Source organism: Pseudomonas sp. GW821-FHT09C10 (assembly GCF_059418085.1).
In genome coordinates this window covers 1-15099 of record NZ_JBWKPE010000005.1, presented here as the reverse complement: position 1 = coordinate 15099, position 15099 = coordinate 1, and the positions used below count along the sequence as shown (strand labels likewise).

Annotated in this window: 14 protein-coding genes and 1 tRNA gene; 9 read left to right on the top strand and 6 right to left on the bottom strand. The window is 61.2% G+C overall.

Going from position 1 to position 15099, the window contains the following annotated elements; translation table 11 throughout:
• The first annotated feature begins 55 nt into the window (after nt 1–55).
• A complete protein-coding gene (locus tag AC07OT_RS11495; protein ID WP_495108110.1) occupies nt 56–988 on the top strand; it encodes a LysR family transcriptional regulator in 933 nt (310 codons plus the stop codon).
• A gap of 67 nt (nt 989–1055) precedes the next feature.
• On the opposite strand, the gene AC07OT_RS11490 is transcribed toward AC07OT_RS11495, so the two are convergent.
• Together AC07OT_RS11490 and AC07OT_RS11485 are read right to left on the bottom strand one after the other, a co-directional pair.
• Nucleotides 1056–1463 carry a PA2817 family protein gene (locus AC07OT_RS11490; RefSeq protein WP_010567536.1) on the bottom strand — a complete coding sequence of 136 codons (408 nt, stop codon included), beginning with the start codon at nt 1461–1463 and terminating at the stop codon, nt 1056–1058.
• Between the two features lie 75 nt (nt 1464–1538).
• Complete coding sequence (locus tag AC07OT_RS11485) at nt 1539–3986, bottom strand: acyl-CoA dehydrogenase (protein WP_495108109.1); 2448 nt, start codon at nt 3984–3986, stop codon at nt 1539–1541.
• 190 nt (nt 3987–4176) lie between these two features.
• On the opposite strand from AC07OT_RS11485, the gene AC07OT_RS11480 reads away from it, so the two are divergent.
• The 4 genes from AC07OT_RS11480 (at nt 4177) to AC07OT_RS11465 (ending at nt 7353) form a co-directional block, all read left to right on the top strand.
• The gene (locus tag AC07OT_RS11480; RefSeq protein WP_495108108.1) at nt 4177–4836 is read left to right on the top strand and encodes a transglutaminase-like domain-containing protein; all 660 of its coding nucleotides are present in this window, start codon (nt 4177–4179) and stop codon (nt 4834–4836) included.
• Nucleotides 4837–4892: 56 nt separating this feature from the next.
• The gene (locus AC07OT_RS11475; protein ID WP_495108107.1) at nt 4893–5510 is read left to right on the top strand and encodes a glutathione S-transferase family protein; all 618 of its coding nucleotides are present in this window, start codon (nt 4893–4895) and stop codon (nt 5508–5510) included.
• 134 nt (nt 5511–5644) lie between these two features.
• The gene (locus tag AC07OT_RS11470) at nt 5645–6577 is read left to right on the top strand and encodes an ABC transporter ATP-binding protein (protein WP_495108106.1); all 933 of its coding nucleotides are present in this window, start codon (nt 5645–5647) and stop codon (nt 6575–6577) included.
• The gene (locus AC07OT_RS11465; protein WP_012723134.1) at nt 6574–7353 is read left to right on the top strand and encodes an ABC transporter permease; all 780 of its coding nucleotides are present in this window, start codon (nt 6574–6576) and stop codon (nt 7351–7353) included. The genes AC07OT_RS11470 and AC07OT_RS11465 overlap by 4 nt, the downstream gene beginning before the upstream one ends.
• Before the next feature lie 65 nt (nt 7354–7418).
• Here AC07OT_RS11465 and AC07OT_RS11460 read toward each other — a convergent pair whose 3' ends face one another.
• Entirely contained in the window at nt 7419–7958 is a 540-nt protein-coding gene (locus tag AC07OT_RS11460) for a TetR/AcrR family transcriptional regulator (RefSeq protein ID WP_495108105.1), read from the bottom strand.
• A 91-nt stretch (nt 7959–8049) separates the two neighbouring features.
• Here AC07OT_RS11460 and AC07OT_RS11455 point away from each other — a divergent pair, with 91 nt between their 5' ends.
• The 3 genes from AC07OT_RS11455 (at nt 8050) to AC07OT_RS11445 (ending at nt 12418) form a co-directional block, all read left to right on the top strand.
• Nucleotides 8050–9249, top strand: coding sequence for an MFS transporter (locus tag AC07OT_RS11455; protein ID WP_495108104.1), 1200 nt, complete (start codon nt 8050–8052; stop codon nt 9247–9249).
• An 88-nt stretch (nt 9250–9337) separates the two neighbouring features.
• Nucleotides 9338–10486: a TDT family transporter gene (locus tag AC07OT_RS11450; protein ID WP_495108103.1), complete on the top strand. Its 1149-nt coding sequence runs from the start codon at nt 9338–9340 to the stop codon at nt 10484–10486.
• A gap of 57 nt (nt 10487–10543) precedes the next feature.
• Nucleotides 10544–12418 carry an MFS transporter gene (locus AC07OT_RS11445; RefSeq protein ID WP_495108102.1) on the top strand — a complete coding sequence of 625 codons (1875 nt, stop codon included), beginning with the start codon at nt 10544–10546 and terminating at the stop codon, nt 12416–12418.
• 56 nt (nt 12419–12474) lie between these two features.
• Here AC07OT_RS11445 and sugE read toward each other — a convergent pair whose 3' ends face one another.
• From sugE to rdgC, 3 genes are all read right to left on the bottom strand, one after another.
• On the bottom strand, nt 12475–12789 hold the full coding sequence (sugE, locus tag AC07OT_RS11440; RefSeq protein ID WP_495108101.1) for a quaternary ammonium compound efflux SMR transporter SugE: 315 nt from the start codon (nt 12787–12789) through the stop codon (nt 12475–12477).
• Nucleotides 12790–12896: 107 nt separating this feature from the next.
• Nucleotides 12897–13862, bottom strand: a complete 966-nt coding sequence (locus AC07OT_RS11435) for a bile acid:sodium symporter family protein (protein WP_495108100.1) — start codon at nt 13860–13862, stop codon at nt 12897–12899.
• 85 nt (nt 13863–13947) lie between these two features.
• Nucleotides 13948–14868 (bottom strand): recombination-associated protein RdgC, encoded by a 921-nt coding sequence (gene rdgC, locus AC07OT_RS11430; RefSeq protein ID WP_065939896.1) that lies wholly within the window; start codon nt 14866–14868, stop codon nt 13948–13950.
• A 159-nt stretch (nt 14869–15027) separates the two neighbouring features.
• Here rdgC and AC07OT_RS11425 point away from each other — a divergent pair.
• Nucleotides 15028–15099 (top strand) — tRNA-Val (locus AC07OT_RS11425).

Genomic DNA, 15099 nt, shown 5'->3' with positions numbered 1-15099 from the left:
TAAATAGTGCTTGGATAGGTGATAATCCGCTCAAATATCAATGGACCTGTGCGTCATGAGCATCAATCTTCCTTTGCCGCTGCTGGGCGAAATGGCGATTTTCGTCAAGGTAGTGGAGACCGGCAGCTTCTCCGAAGCGGCGCGGCAGTTGAGCGTTTCGCCGTCGGCAGTGAGCCGTAGCATCTCGCGCCTGGAGAAGGCCCTGGCAACCCGCTTGTTGCAACGCACCACGCGCAAATTGCGCCTGAGTGAAGCCGGTGAGGAGGTCTTCAAGCGCTGCCAGGAGATGGTCAGCGCGGCGCGCTCAGTGATGGAAATCAGCGGCCAGTTCACCCACGAGGCCGAGGGCCTGGTGCGGGTCAGTGTGCCGAAGGCGGTCGGGCGGTTTGTGGTGCATCCGCATATGCCGGAGTTTCTGCGGCGCTATCCCAAGGTAGATGTGCAACTGATCCTTGAAGACCGGCATGTGGACCTGATCGACGACAATGTCGACCTGAGCATTCGCATCACCGACAGTCCGCCACCGGGGCTGGTCGGGCGACAGCTATTGCCCATCGAGCACTTGCTGTGCGCGACACCGCAGTACCTGGCCGAGCATGGCACGCCGAGCCATCCCCATGATTTGCTGGAGCACAGTTGTATCTACCTGGGGGAAACACCGGGTGACTCGCGCTGGAAATTCCGCCAGGGCGGCAAGGCGGTGACGGTCGGCGTGCGTGGACGTTATGCGGCGAACCACACCGGCGTTCGGCTGGATGCGGTGTTGCAGCATGTGGGAATTGGCAGCTTGCCGTATTTCACCGCGCGTCATGCGTTGGAGGAGGGGCGCTTGGTACAGGTGTTGCCCGGGTGGGACTTTATTGCGTCCTACCATGGCGAGGCATGGTTGTTGCATTCGCCCACGCGCAACCTGCCGCCGAAGCTGCGGGTGTTTATCGATTATCTGGTGGAATGCATGGCGAGGGAGCCGACATTGCGCCGGCGATAGGCGCGGTCGAAAATGTGGGAGGAGGGCTTGCTCGCTCCCGCATTCAGTTGTGCAGTGTCTTGAACAATCAGTGTTTGCTTTGGTCCTGCGGCATGGCCAGCAGCTGCTTTTCCTGGTTCCAGTCGAACGGTTCGTCGTTCTGTTCGGCTTCAAAGCGACGCTCTTCCAGGGCCTGGTACAGGTCCAGTTCTTCGTCGGGCATGAAGTGCAGGCAATCGCCGCCGAAGAACCACAGCAGGTCGCGCGGGACCAGGTGGGCGATCTGCGGGTAGCGCAGGATGACCTGACTCATCAGGTCCTGGCCCAGGTACTGGCTTTCGATCGGGTCGATCGGCAGCAGGGCGCGCAGTTCGTCGAAGCGCTCCAGGAACAGGGTGTGGCTTTCCTCGGGTACCTGTTCGGCTTCGCCGACGGCAACCAGGATGCTGCGCAGGTGGTCGAGCAAGACGAGATGATCGGCAACGACGTTGGACACGAGATAAGTCCTCTAAAGCAAAAACGGGCGCGAGAGTATATGCCTCTCGCGCCCGTTTTTATATGACCGCCGGACTCAGCGGACTTTACCTTCGGCGTGTACCAGCTCTTCTTTGCTGAAATCATCCACGTCGATCACCTTGCGCCGTGCCGCTTCGGCGTCGCGCAAGCTCTGCGCTTCCGCCGGTTGCAGCACACCGGCATGCAGCGCGGCATCGATGGCATGCTCGCCGGCAGTCGGTTTGACCTGGCCGCTTTTGAGCGCGGCATGCAGTTTTTTCTGCAGCGGGTGGCTGGCACCCAGCAGGTCGTAGGCGTGTTGCAGCGCGCCCACCGGATCGTCTGCCGATTGCGGGCGGTAGCAGCCGGCCAGCAATTCTTCCAGGGTCGGGTCGCCTTTGGCGCGGCCAATCACCGCGGCCACTTCGGCATCCAGCGCATCGGACGGACCGGTATGGCGACGCCCGAACGGGAACACAATCACCCGCAGCAGGCAGCCCAGCACTTTATTCGGGAAGTTGCTCAGCAGCTCATCCAACGCACGCTCGGACTCGCCGAGGCTTTCTTCCATGGCCCAGGCGAACAGCGGTTCCAGGTGATCCGGCGAATCCAGGTCGTGGTAACGCTTGAGTGCCGCCGACGCCAGGTACATATGGCTCAGCACGTCACCGAGGCGTGCCGACAGGCGTTCGCGGCGTTTCAACTCGCCGCCCAGCAGCATCATGCTCAGGTCCGCCAGCAGCGCGAACGCGGCAGCCTGGCGGTTCAATGCGCGGAAATAACCCTGGCTCAAACGGTTGCCCGGGGCTTTCTCGAAGTGCCCCACGCCGAGGTTCAGCACCAGGGTGCTGGCGGCATTGCTCACGGCAAAGCCAATGTGTTGCATCAGCAGCCCGTCGAACTCCTTCAGCGCCTGATCGTGGTCCTCACGACCGGCCAACGCCATTTCCTTGAGCACGAACGGGTGGCAGCGGATGGCACCCTGGCCGAAGATCATCAAGTTGCGCGAGAGGATATTCGCGCCTTCCACGGTGATGAAGATCGGCGCGCCCTGCCAGCTGCGGCCCAGGTAGTTGTTCGGGCCCATGATGATGCCCTTGCCGCCGTGTACGTCCATGGCGTGGCTGATGCACTCACGGCCGCGTTCGGTCAGGTGGTACTTGAGGATCGCCGACAGCACCGAGGGTTTTTCCCCAAGGTCCACGGCATTGGCGGTGAGCATGCGTGCGCTGTCCATCAGCCAGGCGTTGCCGCCGATGCGCGCCAGGGCTTCCTGGATACCTTCGAAGGCTGACAGCGGTACGTTGAACTGCTCGCGCACCTGAGCGTACTGGCCGGTGACCAGGCTGGTGAACTTGGCAGCGCCGGTGCCCACGGCGGGCAGGGAGATCGAACGGCCGACGGACAGGCAGTTCATCAGCATCATCCAGCCTTTGCCGAGCATTTCCTGGCCGCCGATGAGGTATTCCAAGGGGATGAACACGTCCTTGCCGGAGTTGGGGCCGTTCATGAACGCGGCGCCGAGGGGCAGGTGGCGACGGCCGATTTCCACACCGGGGGTGTCGGTAGGGATCAGCGCCAGGCTGATACCCAGGTCTTCTTCTTCACCCAGCAGGTGGTCCGGGTCATGGGCCTTGAAGGCCAGGCCCAGCAGGGTCGCGACCGGGCCAAGGGTGATGTAGCGTTTTTCCCAGTTCAGGCGCAGGCCGAGGGTTTCCTTGCCTTCCCATTCGCCTTTGCAGATCACGCCCGTGTCAGGCATGGCGCCGGCATCGGAACCGGCTAGCGGGCCGGTGAGGGCGAAGCAGGGGATGTCATCGCCACGCGCCAGGCGCGGCAGGTAGTGGTTGCGTTGTTCGTCGGTGCCGTAATGCAACAGCAATTCGGCCGGGCCGAGGGAGTTGGGCACCATCACGGTGGAGGCCAGGTCGCCGCTGCGGGTGGCGAGTTTCATCGCGACCTGGGAGTGGGCATAAGCGGAGAAGCCCTTGCCGCCATATTCCTTGGGAATGATCAGGGCGAAGAAACCGTGGGTCTTGATGTGCTCCCACGCGGCCGGCGGCAGGTCCATGGCCTGGCCGATTTCCCAGTCGCTGACCATGGCGCAGAGTTCTTCGGTGGGGCCGTCGATAAAGGCCTGTTCTTCCTCGGTCAGTTGGACCTTGGGGTAGGCCAGCAATTTGTCCCAGTCGGGGCGACCGCTGAACAGTTCGCCGTCCCACCACACGGTGCCGGCGTCGATGGCGTCGCGCTCGGTCTCGGACATCGGCGGCAAGACTTTCTGGAACCAGCTGAACAGCGGCTTGGTGAAGTATTGACGGCGCAGGTCCGGCAGCAGCAAGGGCGCGGCCACCACAGCGATCAATACCCAGAAAATCAGCAGCAGCCAACCCGGTGCATGGCTCCAGGCGCCCATCGCCAGCAGGTAAACGGCGACCACGCCCAGGGCGGGCAGGGGGGCGACGCGGCGATGTGCCAGGTAGGCAATGCCGACCACCAGAACCAGTATCCACAACAACAGCATATTCAATCCTCCGTGAAACCAGGGGCGAAACCACCAGGGAGCTTAGTCGGCATCCGAACAAGCGGGTGATCAGGGTGTTACAAGTTGTACTGGGAACACCTGGCATCAGGCGCCGACATTTGGCCGAATCGTCGTTATCTCCGTGGCGGGCCTGTCGTTAAACTCCAGGCTTCCTTCGGAGATCAAGCTCATGGATACGTACCTGAGTCCCAGCCGCTTCATCGATAGTGACCACCCTGCGGTGGTGGAGTTCGCCGAAAAACACCGCGGCGCCAGCGCGAATTTACGTGACCAGGCGGTCAGTCTCTATTACGCCGTGCGTGAGGCGATTCGCTACAACCCCTACACCTTCAGCCGCGACCCCGGCAGCCTCAGCGCCAGCTTTGCCCTGGCCGCCGGCGAAAGCTATTGCGTGCCCAAGGCCACCTTGCTCGCCGCCTGCGCTCGCCACTGCGGCATCCCGGCGCGCATCGGTCTTGCGGATGTGCGCAATCATCTGTCGACACCGCGCCTGATCGCGTTGCTCAAAAGCGATGTGTTCGCCATGCATGGCTACACCGAGTTTTATCTGGACGGCCGCTGGGTCAAGGCGACGCCGGCGTTCAACCGCCAACTGTGTGAGGTGTTCGACGTACCACCGCTGGATTTCGACGGGATCAACGACAGCGTGTTCCATGCATTCAACCGCCAGGGGCAGCGCTCGATGGAGTACGTGGTGGACCATGGGCAGTTTCCCGATGTGCCCGAGGATTTCTTCTTCGCCCATCTGGAGAAATGTTACCCGCACCTGTTTGCCGAACAGATGCCGACCTTGCTGGGCGACATGCAGAGCGATTTGAGCCGCGGGTGAACCGGCGTATGCTGCTGCGTTCATCCAGCCATGTTCATCAACAAAAAGGCGCGGTCATGCTGAAGATCTGGGGTCGTAAAAATTCATCAAACGTCAGGAAAGCACTGTGGTGCGCCGAGGAACTCGGCCTGGACTATGAGGCAATTGATGCGGGCGGGGCTTTTGGCGTGGTGGACACGCCGCAATACCGGGCATTGAACCCGAATGGCCGGGTGCCGATGATCGAGGATGGCGACTTTGTGCTGTGGGAATCCAACACCATCGTGCGCTACCTCTGCGCCAAACATGCGTCGGGGTTATACCCGAGCGACCTGCAGGCGCGTGCCAGCGCCGAGAAATGGATGGACTGGACCACCTCGACCCTCGCCGAGCCGTTCAAGGCCGTGTTCTGGGGCATCGTGCGTACCCCGGCGCAGAAGCAGAACTGGGACAGCATCAACGCCGGGCGTCAGGCCTGTATCGATGCACTGAGCACCGTTGACAACGCATTGGCCGAGCAGCCTTACCTGTCGGGCGAGACCTTCGGCATGGGTGATATTCCCCTCGGCTGCTTTATCTACGCCTGGTTCGAGATGCCCATCGAACGCCCGGCGATGCCCCATCTGGAGGCCTGGTACCAGCGCCTGCAACAGCGCCCGGCCTACCGCAAGGCGGTCATGACCGCGTTGACTTAATACTGACTATTAATACAGGTGACTGTACTTGTGCGGCGCGGGCAAGCACCATGCCTGTCATGCGCCGCCGTTGAACTACGTGCGCTGCGCCCTCATCTACTCTTTCTATTCCCTTCTTTGGTGCGTATTCCGATATGAGTTCCGCTCTGTCCATCCGGCAGCTAACCAAAACCTACGGCAACGGTTTCCAGGCCCTGAGTGGTATCGATCTGGACGTTGCCGAAGGTGACTTCTTCGCCTTGCTCGGCCCCAACGGCGCCGGCAAATCCACCACCATCGGTATCCTCTCCACGTTGGTCAACAAGACCAGCGGCACGGTGAATATCTTCGGCCACGACCTGGACAAATCCCCGGCGGCGCTCAAGCGCTCCATCGGCGTGGTGCCCCAGGAATTCAACTTCAATCAGTTCGAAAAGACTTTCGACATTGTCGTGACCCAGGCTGGCTACTACGGCATCCCGGCGAAAGTTGCCAAGGAGCGCGCCGAGCAATACCTGACCCAGTTGGGCTTGTGGGACAAGCGCGACGTGCCGTCCCGTTCGCTGTCCGGTGGCATGAAGCGTCGCCTGATGATCGCCCGTGCGCTGGTGCATGAACCGCGCCTGTTGATCCTCGATGAGCCCACCGCCGGCGTGGATATCGAACTGCGTCGCTCGATGTGGACCTTCCTCACCGAGCTGAACGAGAAGGGCATCACCATCATCCTCACCACCCATTACCTGGAAGAGGCTGAGCAGCTGTGCCGCAACATCGGCATCATCGACCACGGCACCATCGTCGAGAACACCAGCATGCGTAACCTGCTGGGCCAACTGCATGTGGAAACCTTCCTGCTCGACCTGAAGAACAACCTGTCGGCACCGCCGCAACTGCTCGGTTACCCCAGCCGCCTGCTGGACAGCCATACCCTGGAAGTCCAGGTGGATAAAGCCATGGGCATCACCGCGTTGTTCACCCAGTTGGCGGCGCAGAACATCGACGTGCTGAGCCTGCGTAATAAAACCAATCGCCTTGAGGAGTTGTTCGTGTCCCTGGTGGAGAAAAATCTGACGAAGGTGGCGGTATGAGTTCTGAGCTGCAACCCAACCTCGTCGCACTGCAGACCATCGTCTACCGCGAAGTGAAGCGCTTTACCCGGATCTGGCCGCAGACCCTGCTGCCGCCGGCGATCACCATGGTGTTGTACTTTGTGATCTTCGGTAACCTGATCGGTCGGCAGATCGGCGACATGGGTGGTTTCACCTATATGGAGTACATCGTGCCGGGCCTGATCATGATGTCGGTGATCACCAACTCCTATGGCAACGTGGTCTCCAGTTTCTTCGGCAGCAAGTTCCAGCGCTCCATCGAAGAGCTGATGGTCTCGCCGGTTTCGCCCCACACCATCCTGATCGGCTACACCTTGGGTGGCGTACTGCGCGGCTTGATGGTGGGCGTGATCGTGACGCTGCTGTCACTGTTCTTCACCCACCTGCAGGTGCATCACCTCGGCGTCACCATTCTGGTGGTGGTGCTGACGGCGACGATCTTCTCGCTGCTGGGGTTTATCAACGCCGTGTTCGCACGCAACTTCGATGACATCTCGATCATCCCGACCTTTGTGCTGACGCCGCTGACCTACCTGGGCGGGGTGTTCTACTCCATCACCTTGCTGCCGCCGTTCTGGCAGACCGTGTCGCTGGCCAACCCGGTGCTGCACATGGTCAACGCCTTCCGCTACGGCATCCTGGGCGTGTCGGATATCAAGATCAGCGTGGCGATCACCTTCATGCTGGTGGCGACTGTGGTGTTGTATATCGGTTGCGCAAAGCTGCTGGTGAGCGGGCGCGGGATGCGGACCTGATAAAACGCGGTCAAAAAATGTGGGAAGGGGCTTGCCCCTCCCACATTTGGTTTTGTGTCAGGTCTTCAGGTCTGCAGAGCCAGCTCGATCAGCGCGTGCAGTTCTTCAACCGTCAGCGGCGCGTTTGAGAACAGAATACGAAACACCGTCGGCGCTGCCAGCAGATTGATCAAGTGGTCCACGCTCGGTGGCGACTGGTGCGGATAACGGTCGACAATCGCCTGAAGCTGCCCACTCAAGATGCTTACGCAGTAGCCCGGCGTCCCCCTGCATTGCAGGTCGCGCATCATGTTGCGGCCCGGCTCCGAACTCATCTCATCCAGGTATTGCTCGGCCCACGCCCGCAAGTCGCCACGCAGGCTGCCGGTGTTGGCGGGCTCGCTGTCGGGGCGCATGCGCGCCAGGGCCACATCCGCGAGCAGCACCGAGAGGTCGCCCCAGCGCCGGTAGATAGTCGACGGCGTGACGCCTGCGCGCGCGGCAATCATCGGCACCGTGACACTGGAGCGCTCGTGGGTTTCGAGCAATTCACGCACGGCCGAGTGGACCGATTCCTGTACCCGGGCACTGCGGCCCCCCGGGCGGAGGCCTTCTTTTATCGCCATGCGTGTGACCTTAACACAAAGAATTTGCTTTAAGCGCCGACGGGTAGCACACTCCGCAAAAGCAAAATATTAGCTTTAGCGGAGCATGCCCATGTCCAGCCTCACTTCTTATCGTTCCAGCCTGGTGTTCCTCGCGGTCACGTTGCTGACGTTTCTCGCCGCTTCCAGTGCGCCGACACCGTTGTATCACCTGTATCAGGAGGGCCTGCATTTTTCGGCGGGCACGCTCACGCTGATCTTTGGCGTGTACGCCTTGAGCCTGTTGGCGGCGCTGTTGACCGTGGGCTCGCTGTCGGACCACCTGGGACGCAGGCCCGTGATTTTTACGGCATTGGTCCTGAATATGCTGGCGATGCTGCTGTTTATCAATGAAGACAGTGTGGCCTGGCTGATCGCCGCGCGTACCGTACAGGGGTTTGCCACCGGCATGGCCACGGCGGTGCTGGGCGCGGCCTTGCTCGACACCGATCGCCAGCAGGGCCCGCTGGTCAACAGCGTGGCGCCGCTGCTCGGCATGGCGTGCGGTGCGATGGGCAGCAGCGTGCTGGCGGAGTTCGCGCCACTGCCGACGCAGTTGATCTACTGGACGCTGCTGGCGCTGATGCTGATGCAGGCGTTGTATGTGTGGCGCCTGCCGGAAACCGTTGAACGCATTCCCGGTGCACTGGCCTCGCTGCGCCCCACGCTGCATGTGCCGCCCCAGGCGCGTCGCGCGTTGTGGCTGTCATTGCCGGTGGATGTGGCGGTGTGGGCGATGGGGGGCTTTTACTTGTCCCTGGCGCCGTCGCTGGTACGGGCGGCGACGGGCTCTACGTCGAACCTTATCGGTGGCGGCCTGGTGGCGGTGCTGACGTTGAGCGGTGCGCTGATGATCTTCACCCTGCGCAATCGCCCGGCCAGCAAGGTGTTGCGCCTGGGCGCGACGCTGTTGGCGGTGGGGGTGGCGCTGATCCTTACGGCGGTGCACAGCGCCAGCCTGCCGCTGTTTTTTATCGCCACATTGATCGCCGGCAGCGGCTTTGGCGCCGGCTTTCTCGGCGCATTGCGCAGTGTGGTGCCACTGGCCTTGCCCCATGAACGGGCAGGCTTGATGTCTGCATTCTATGTGCTGAGTTACTTGGCGTTTTGCTTGCCTTCGCTGCTGGCGGGCAACCTGATTCGCCGCTTTGGCCTGATCGCCACCACCGACGGTTACGGAGCAGTCCTCATTCTGCTGGCCCTCGGGGCGTTGGTCGCCTTGCTGCTGCAGGATTCGGCAAAATCCAAGGCGGCCTGCATATCTGCAAAGTAGATAACAGTTAGAGATATTACCCGTTATATAGATATTCGATCAGGTTCTACCATGGCCTCAACCTCATGCGAGGAAGAGGATTGCCATCATGACCTGCTCGACGACCATCAGCTACAAACCCTTCAGTCACCTGACCCGGCCTCGGGAAGTGATTCGCCAATTCACCCCCAACTGGTTCGCCGCGACCATGGGCACCGGCGTGCTGGCGCTGGCCCTGGCGCAATGGCCGGTCAACCTGCCAGGCGTGCAGGCCATTGCCGAAGCACTGTGGTGGTTCACCATTGGCCTGTTCATTCTGTTCAGTGCCTTGTATACGGCGCGCTGGGTGATGTTTTTCCACGAGGCACGGCGGATTTTCGGGCACTCCACGGTCTCGATGTTCTTCGGCACCATCCCCATGGGCCTGGCGACCATTCTCAATGGCTTGCTGCTGTTTGGCCTGCCGCGTTGGGGCGCCGATGTGATCGCGCTGGCCGAAGCCCTGTGGTGGCTGGATGTGGCGATGGCCCTGGCCTGCGGTGTGCTGATTCCCTTCATGATGTTCACCCGCCAGGAACACAGCATCGACCAGATGACTGCCGTCTGGCTGCTGCCGGTGGTGGCGGCCGAAGTCGCTGCAGCCAGCGGCGGCTTGCTCGCGCCGCACCTGGCGGACGCTCATGCGCAACTGGTGATGCTGGTGACCAGCTATGTGCTGTGGGCGTTTTCCCTGCCGGTGGCGTTCAGCATCCTGACCATCCTGATGTTGCGCATGGCCCTGCACAAACTGCCCCACGCCAACATGGCGGCGTCGAGCTGGCTGGCGCTGGGCCCGATCGGTACCGGTGCCCTGGGCATGTTGTTGCTGGGCGGCGATGCTCCGGCGATCTTTGCCGCCAATGGCTTGCCCGGCGTGGGTGAAATAGCCAATGGGCTCGGCCTGGTCGCAGGCATCACCCTGTGGGGCTTCGGCTTGTGGTGGATGCTGATCGCAGTATTGATCACCCTGCGTTACCTGCGCGGCGGTATCCCGTTCAACCTCGGTTGGTGGGGCTTTACCTTCCCGTTGGGGGTGTACGCCCTGGCCACGCTGAAGCTGGCGAACCTGCTGCACCTGGGCTTCTTCAGCGCCTTCGGTAGCCTGCTGGTGGCGGCGTTGGCGCTGATGTGGCTGATCGTGGCCAAGCGCACTGTGCAGGGCGCCTATAAAGGCGAGCTTTTTGTTTCGCCGTGCATTGCAGGACTAGGGAATAAGTAAGCGGAGTTAGGTAAAGTCGTGGCCTGATAACTATTAGGCCACGCAGGAACACGGACGATGAGCCACCCCTCACAATTCACCTTGCTGCGCACACGGCGCTTCCTGCCGTTTTTCATCACCCAGTTGCTGGGCGCTTTCAACGACAACATCTTCAAGCAATCGCTGATCCTGGCGATTCTCTACAAGCTCACCATCGACGGTGACCGCAGCATTTGGGTCAACCTGTGCGCCTTGCTGTTTATCCTGCCGTTCTTCCTGTTTTCGGCGCTGGCCGGGCAGTTTGGCGAAAAATTCAACAAGGATGCGTTGATCCGTGCGATCAAGATCGGCGAGATCGTGATCATGGCCGTCGGTGCCACAGGCTTCCTGTTCAACCATTTGGAATTGATGCTGCTGGCGTTGTTTGCCATGGGTACCCACTCGGCGCTGTTCGGTCCGGTGAAGTACTCGATCATGCCCCAGGCCCTGCACGAAGATGAGCTGGTAGGTGGCAACGGCCTGGTGGAGATGGGGACGTTCCTGGCCATCCTGGCCGGCACCATTGGCGCCGGGATCATGATGTCGTCCACCCATTACGCGCCGATCGTGGCGGTGGCGATTGTCGGCGTGGCGGTGCTGGGTTACCTGGCCAGCCGCAGCATTCCACGGGCGGCGGCATCCACGCCGCAACTGCGCCTGGATTGGAATATCTTCACCCAGTCCTGGGCCACGCTGCGCATGGGCCTGGGGCAGACGCCGGCGGTGTCGCGCTCGATTGTCGGTAACTCGTGGTTCTGGTTTGTCGGCGCGATCTACCTGACGCAGATCCCGGCCTACGCCAAGGAATGGTTGTACGGCGATGAAACCGTGGTCACCCTGATCCTCACGGTGTTCTCGGTGGGCATAGCCCTGGGCTCGATGCTCTGCGAAAAACTCTCCGGGCGTAAGGTGGAAATCGGCCTGGTGCCGTTTGGCTCATTCGGCCTGACGGTGTTCGGCCTGCTGCTCTGGTGGCATTCCGGCGGTTTCCCGCAGAACGTCCAGGCCAACGATTGGCTCGCGGTGCTCAGCTACGGCCAGGCCTGGTGGGTGTTGTTCGATATCCTTGGCCTGGGGGTGTTCGGCGGCTTCTATATCGTGCCGCTGTACGCGCTGATCCAGTCGCGTACCGCCGAGAACGAGCGGGCGCGGGTGATCGCCGCCAACAACATTCTCAATGCGCTGTTCATGGTGGTATCGGCGATCGTGTCGATCCTGCTGCTGAGCGTGGCCAAGCTGTCGATCCCGGAGTTGTTCCTGGTGGTGTCGCTGCTCAACATCGCGGTCAACGCCTACATCTTCAAGATCGTCCCCGAGTTCACCATGCGCTTCATGATCTGGCTGCTCAGCCACTCCATGTACCGCGTGGAGCATCGCAACCTTGACGCTATCCCGGATGAAGGCGCGGCGTTGCTGGTGTGCAATCACGTGTCGTTTGTCGATGCGTTGTTGATCGGTGGCGCGGTGCGTCGTCCGATTCGCTTTGTCATGTACTACAAGATCTACCGTTTGCCGGTGCTGAACTTTATCTTCCGCACCGCCGGGGCGATTCCGATTGCCGGGCGTAACGAAGACATCCAGATCTACGAAAAGGCCTTCACGCGCATTGCCCAGTACCTGAAGGACGGGGAGTTGGTGTGTATCTTCCCGGAAGGCAAATTGACAGCGGATGGCGAGATGAATGAGTTTCGTGGTGGGGTGACGCGCATCCTGGAAGAGACACCGGTGCCGGTGATTCCGATGGCGTTGCAGGGGCTGTGGGGGAGTTTCTTCAGCCGCGATCCGAATAAGGGCTTCTTTCATCGAATCTGGTCGCGGGTGGTGTTGGTGGCGGGTGAGCCAATTGCCGTGGAGGCGGCGACGCCTGCGCAGTTGCAGGCGGTGGTGGGTGTTTTGCGGGGGAGTGTCAGGTAGTTCTGTGCTGGATGTACCGGACTCATCGGGGGCTTGCCCCCGATGGCGGTAGCGGCCTAAGCGCTGATCTTAAGCCCAACAAGCCCGCAGATAATCAACGCCACACTGGCCAACCGGAACAGCGCCATGGACTCCCCGAACAGGACAATCCCGGCAATCACGGTGCCCACCGCGCCCACGCCGGTCCAGATGGCGTAGGCGGTGCCCAGGGGCAGTTCCTTCATGGCCAGCCCCAGCAGGCCGAGGCTGGTGGCCATGGCGGCAATCGTCAGGGCAGTGGGCAGTGGCTTGCTGAAACCGTCGGTGTACTTCAGGCCGACGGCCCAGCCGACTTCGAACAAACCGGCAAAAAACAGAATGATCCAGGACATGATGACCTCGCTTCCATAGGCGGGGTCGTCCCCGGATTGTGCGCCTCGACAGCGTCGCGAGGTCGTCCCCGCGAAGCTCGGTAGAGTGCCGAAAATTGATCATGCGATCAAGTTTGCGGCGTGTTCTCCAGTACGCGGCGGTCTTCCTTCTCGCTCATGCGGCGGAAATACGTCGACAGCAATGCCCCGGAAATATTGTGCCAGACACTGAACAACGCACTGGGCACTGCCGCCAACGGCGAAAAGTGCGCACTGGCCAAGGCGGCGCCCAGCCCTGAGTTCTGCATGCCCACTTCCAGTGCCAACGACTTGCGTTGGGCCAATGGTAGTTTGAACACACGGCCGGTGAAGTAGCCCAGCAGGTAACCGAAGCTGTTGTGCAGCATCACCACAGCCATGATCAGCAGGCCCGATTCGGCTATTTTCGCCTGGCTGGCCGCCACTACTGCAGCAACGATAATCACAATGCTGACCACCGACACCAGGGGCAGCACATCCACCGCATGGCGGACCCGCTCGCCGAGCAGGCGTTGCGCGACCACGCCGAGCACGATCGGCAGCAGCACCACTTGCAGGATCGACCAGAACAACTCTATGAACGACACCGGCAACCAGGCCGAGGCCAGCAGCCAGATCAGCGCCGGGGTGAGCAGTGGGGCGAGGAGGGTGGTGACGGCAGCGATGGCCACCGACAGTGCCAGGTCGCCACGGGCCAGCCAGGTCATCACGTTGGAGGAAGTGCCGCTTGGGCAGCAACCGACCAGGATCACGCCGACGGCAATTTCCGGCGGCAGGTGAAAGGCCTGGCACAGCAGCCACGCCACCCCCGGCATGATCACGAAGTGCGCGACTACACCCAGGGCCACGCGCCACGGGTGGCGAGCGACTTCGGCGAAGTCTTCAAGTTTGAGGGTCAGCCCCATGCCGAACATCACCAGGCCCAGCAGCGGGACGATGGCGCTTTTCAGGCCGAGGAACCAGCTGGGTTCGAGGAAAGCCACGACGGCGAAGATCAACACCCAGTAGGCGAAGGTATTGCCGACGAAGCGGCTCAAGGCGGCGAGTGCGCGCATGGGGTGTCCTTGTTGTTAGATGCTTGAAGTGCAACTGCGATCAACTGTGGGAGGGGCCCCTCCCACAATTTGATCTTCACACGGCTTAGATGCCTTGCGGGGTTTCTTCGCCGCCAAGGGCTTCGATCAACGCCGGCAGGAAGTCACCGAAGGTCAGCATCATCAGCGTGAAGCTGGCGTCCAGTTGACCCAGGGCCTCTTCACCACCGTCCTGTTCCGCCTGGTCTTGCAGCAGGTCTTCGAACTTCAGGCGCTTGACGGTCATCTTGTCGTCGAGCATGAAGGACAGCTTGTCCTGCCAGGCCAGGGACAGCTGGGTCACGACCTTGCCGGTGGTCAGGTGCAACTGGATTTCTTCGCCGGTCAGGTCCTGGCGCTTGCAACGCACAATGCCGCCGTCTTCGTGGGTGTCGCGCAGTTCGCACTCATCGAGGACGAAGAAGTCAGCGGCCGGTTTCTGGGTGGTGACCCAGTCGGTCATGATGGCGGTGGGCGCGGTCTTCACGGTGAGTGGGCGAACCGGCAGGGTGCCGATCACTTCCCGCAGGGTGGAGAGCAGGTCTTCGGCGCGTTTCGGGCTGGCCGAGTTCACCAGGATCAGGCCCTGTTTCGGCGCGATGGCGGCAAAGGTCGACGAACGACGAATAAAGGCGCGGGGCAGAAAGGCCTGGATGATTTCATCCTTGATCTGGTCGCGTTCCTTTTTATAGACCTTGCGCATTTGCTCGGCTTCGATCTCTTCGACTTTCTCTTTCAGTGCGTCACGCACCACGCTACCCGGCAGGATGCGTTCTTCCTTGCGGGCGGCGATCAGCAGGAAGTCACCGCTGACGTGAACCAGGGGAGCGTCCTCGCCTTTACCGAAAGGCGCGACGAAACCGTAGGTGGTCAACTCCTGGCTCGCACAAGGTCGCGCCAGTTTGGTGGCCATGGCCGCTTCCAACGCCTCGGCATCAACAGGCAGATCTTGGGTCAGGCGATAGATAAGCAGGTTCTTGAACCACATGGGGTGAGTCTCTCCTTTATACAAAGGGGGGCATTATTCTCTTGATAGCGCCCCAGGCCAACCCTGCCTAAGCCATTGGAAGGCCTCAAAAAAAAGATTTAAGAAAGTGCTTGCCAGACATAAGGTCGCTCCGTAGAATGCGCGCCACACCGAGACGAAGGGTGATTAGCTCAGCTGGGAGAGCATCTGCCTTACAAGCAGAGGGTCGGCGGTTCGATCCCGTCATCACCC

Excerpts from the sequence above, each read along its gene's own strand:
- AC07OT_RS11455 (WP_495108104.1), top strand. The coding sequence starts at position 8,050 with ATGTCCAGCCTCACTTCTTATCGTTCCAGCCTGGTGTTCCTCGCGGTC.
- AC07OT_RS11485 (WP_495108109.1), bottom strand. The coding sequence starts at position 3,986 with ATGCTGTTGTTGTGGATACTGGTTCTGGTGGTCGGCATTGCCTACCTG.
- sugE (WP_495108101.1), bottom strand. The coding sequence starts at position 12,789 with ATGTCCTGGATCATTCTGTTTTTTGCCGGTTTGTTCGAAGTCGGCTGG.
- AC07OT_RS11495 (WP_495108110.1), top strand. The coding sequence starts at position 56 with ATGAGCATCAATCTTCCTTTGCCGCTGCTGGGCGAAATGGCGATTTTC.
- AC07OT_RS11445 (WP_495108102.1), top strand. The coding sequence starts at position 10,544 with ATGAGCCACCCCTCACAATTCACCTTGCTGCGCACACGGCGCTTCCTG.
- AC07OT_RS11450 (WP_495108103.1), top strand. The coding sequence starts at position 9,338 with ATGACCTGCTCGACGACCATCAGCTACAAACCCTTCAGTCACCTGACC.
- rdgC (WP_065939896.1), bottom strand. The coding sequence starts at position 14,868 with ATGTGGTTCAAGAACCTGCTTATCTATCGCCTGACCCAAGATCTGCCT.
- AC07OT_RS11470 (WP_495108106.1), top strand. The coding sequence starts at position 5,645 with ATGAGTTCCGCTCTGTCCATCCGGCAGCTAACCAAAACCTACGGCAAC.
- AC07OT_RS11435 (WP_495108100.1), bottom strand. The coding sequence starts at position 13,862 with ATGCGCGCACTCGCCGCCTTGAGCCGCTTCGTCGGCAATACCTTCGCC.
- AC07OT_RS11460 (WP_495108105.1), bottom strand. The coding sequence starts at position 7,958 with ATGGCGATAAAAGAAGGCCTCCGCCCGGGGGGCCGCAGTGCCCGGGTA.
- AC07OT_RS11465 (WP_012723134.1), top strand. The coding sequence starts at position 6,574 with ATGAGTTCTGAGCTGCAACCCAACCTCGTCGCACTGCAGACCATCGTC.
- AC07OT_RS11475 (WP_495108107.1), top strand. The coding sequence starts at position 4,893 with ATGCTGAAGATCTGGGGTCGTAAAAATTCATCAAACGTCAGGAAAGCA.
- AC07OT_RS11480 (WP_495108108.1), top strand. The coding sequence starts at position 4,177 with ATGGATACGTACCTGAGTCCCAGCCGCTTCATCGATAGTGACCACCCT.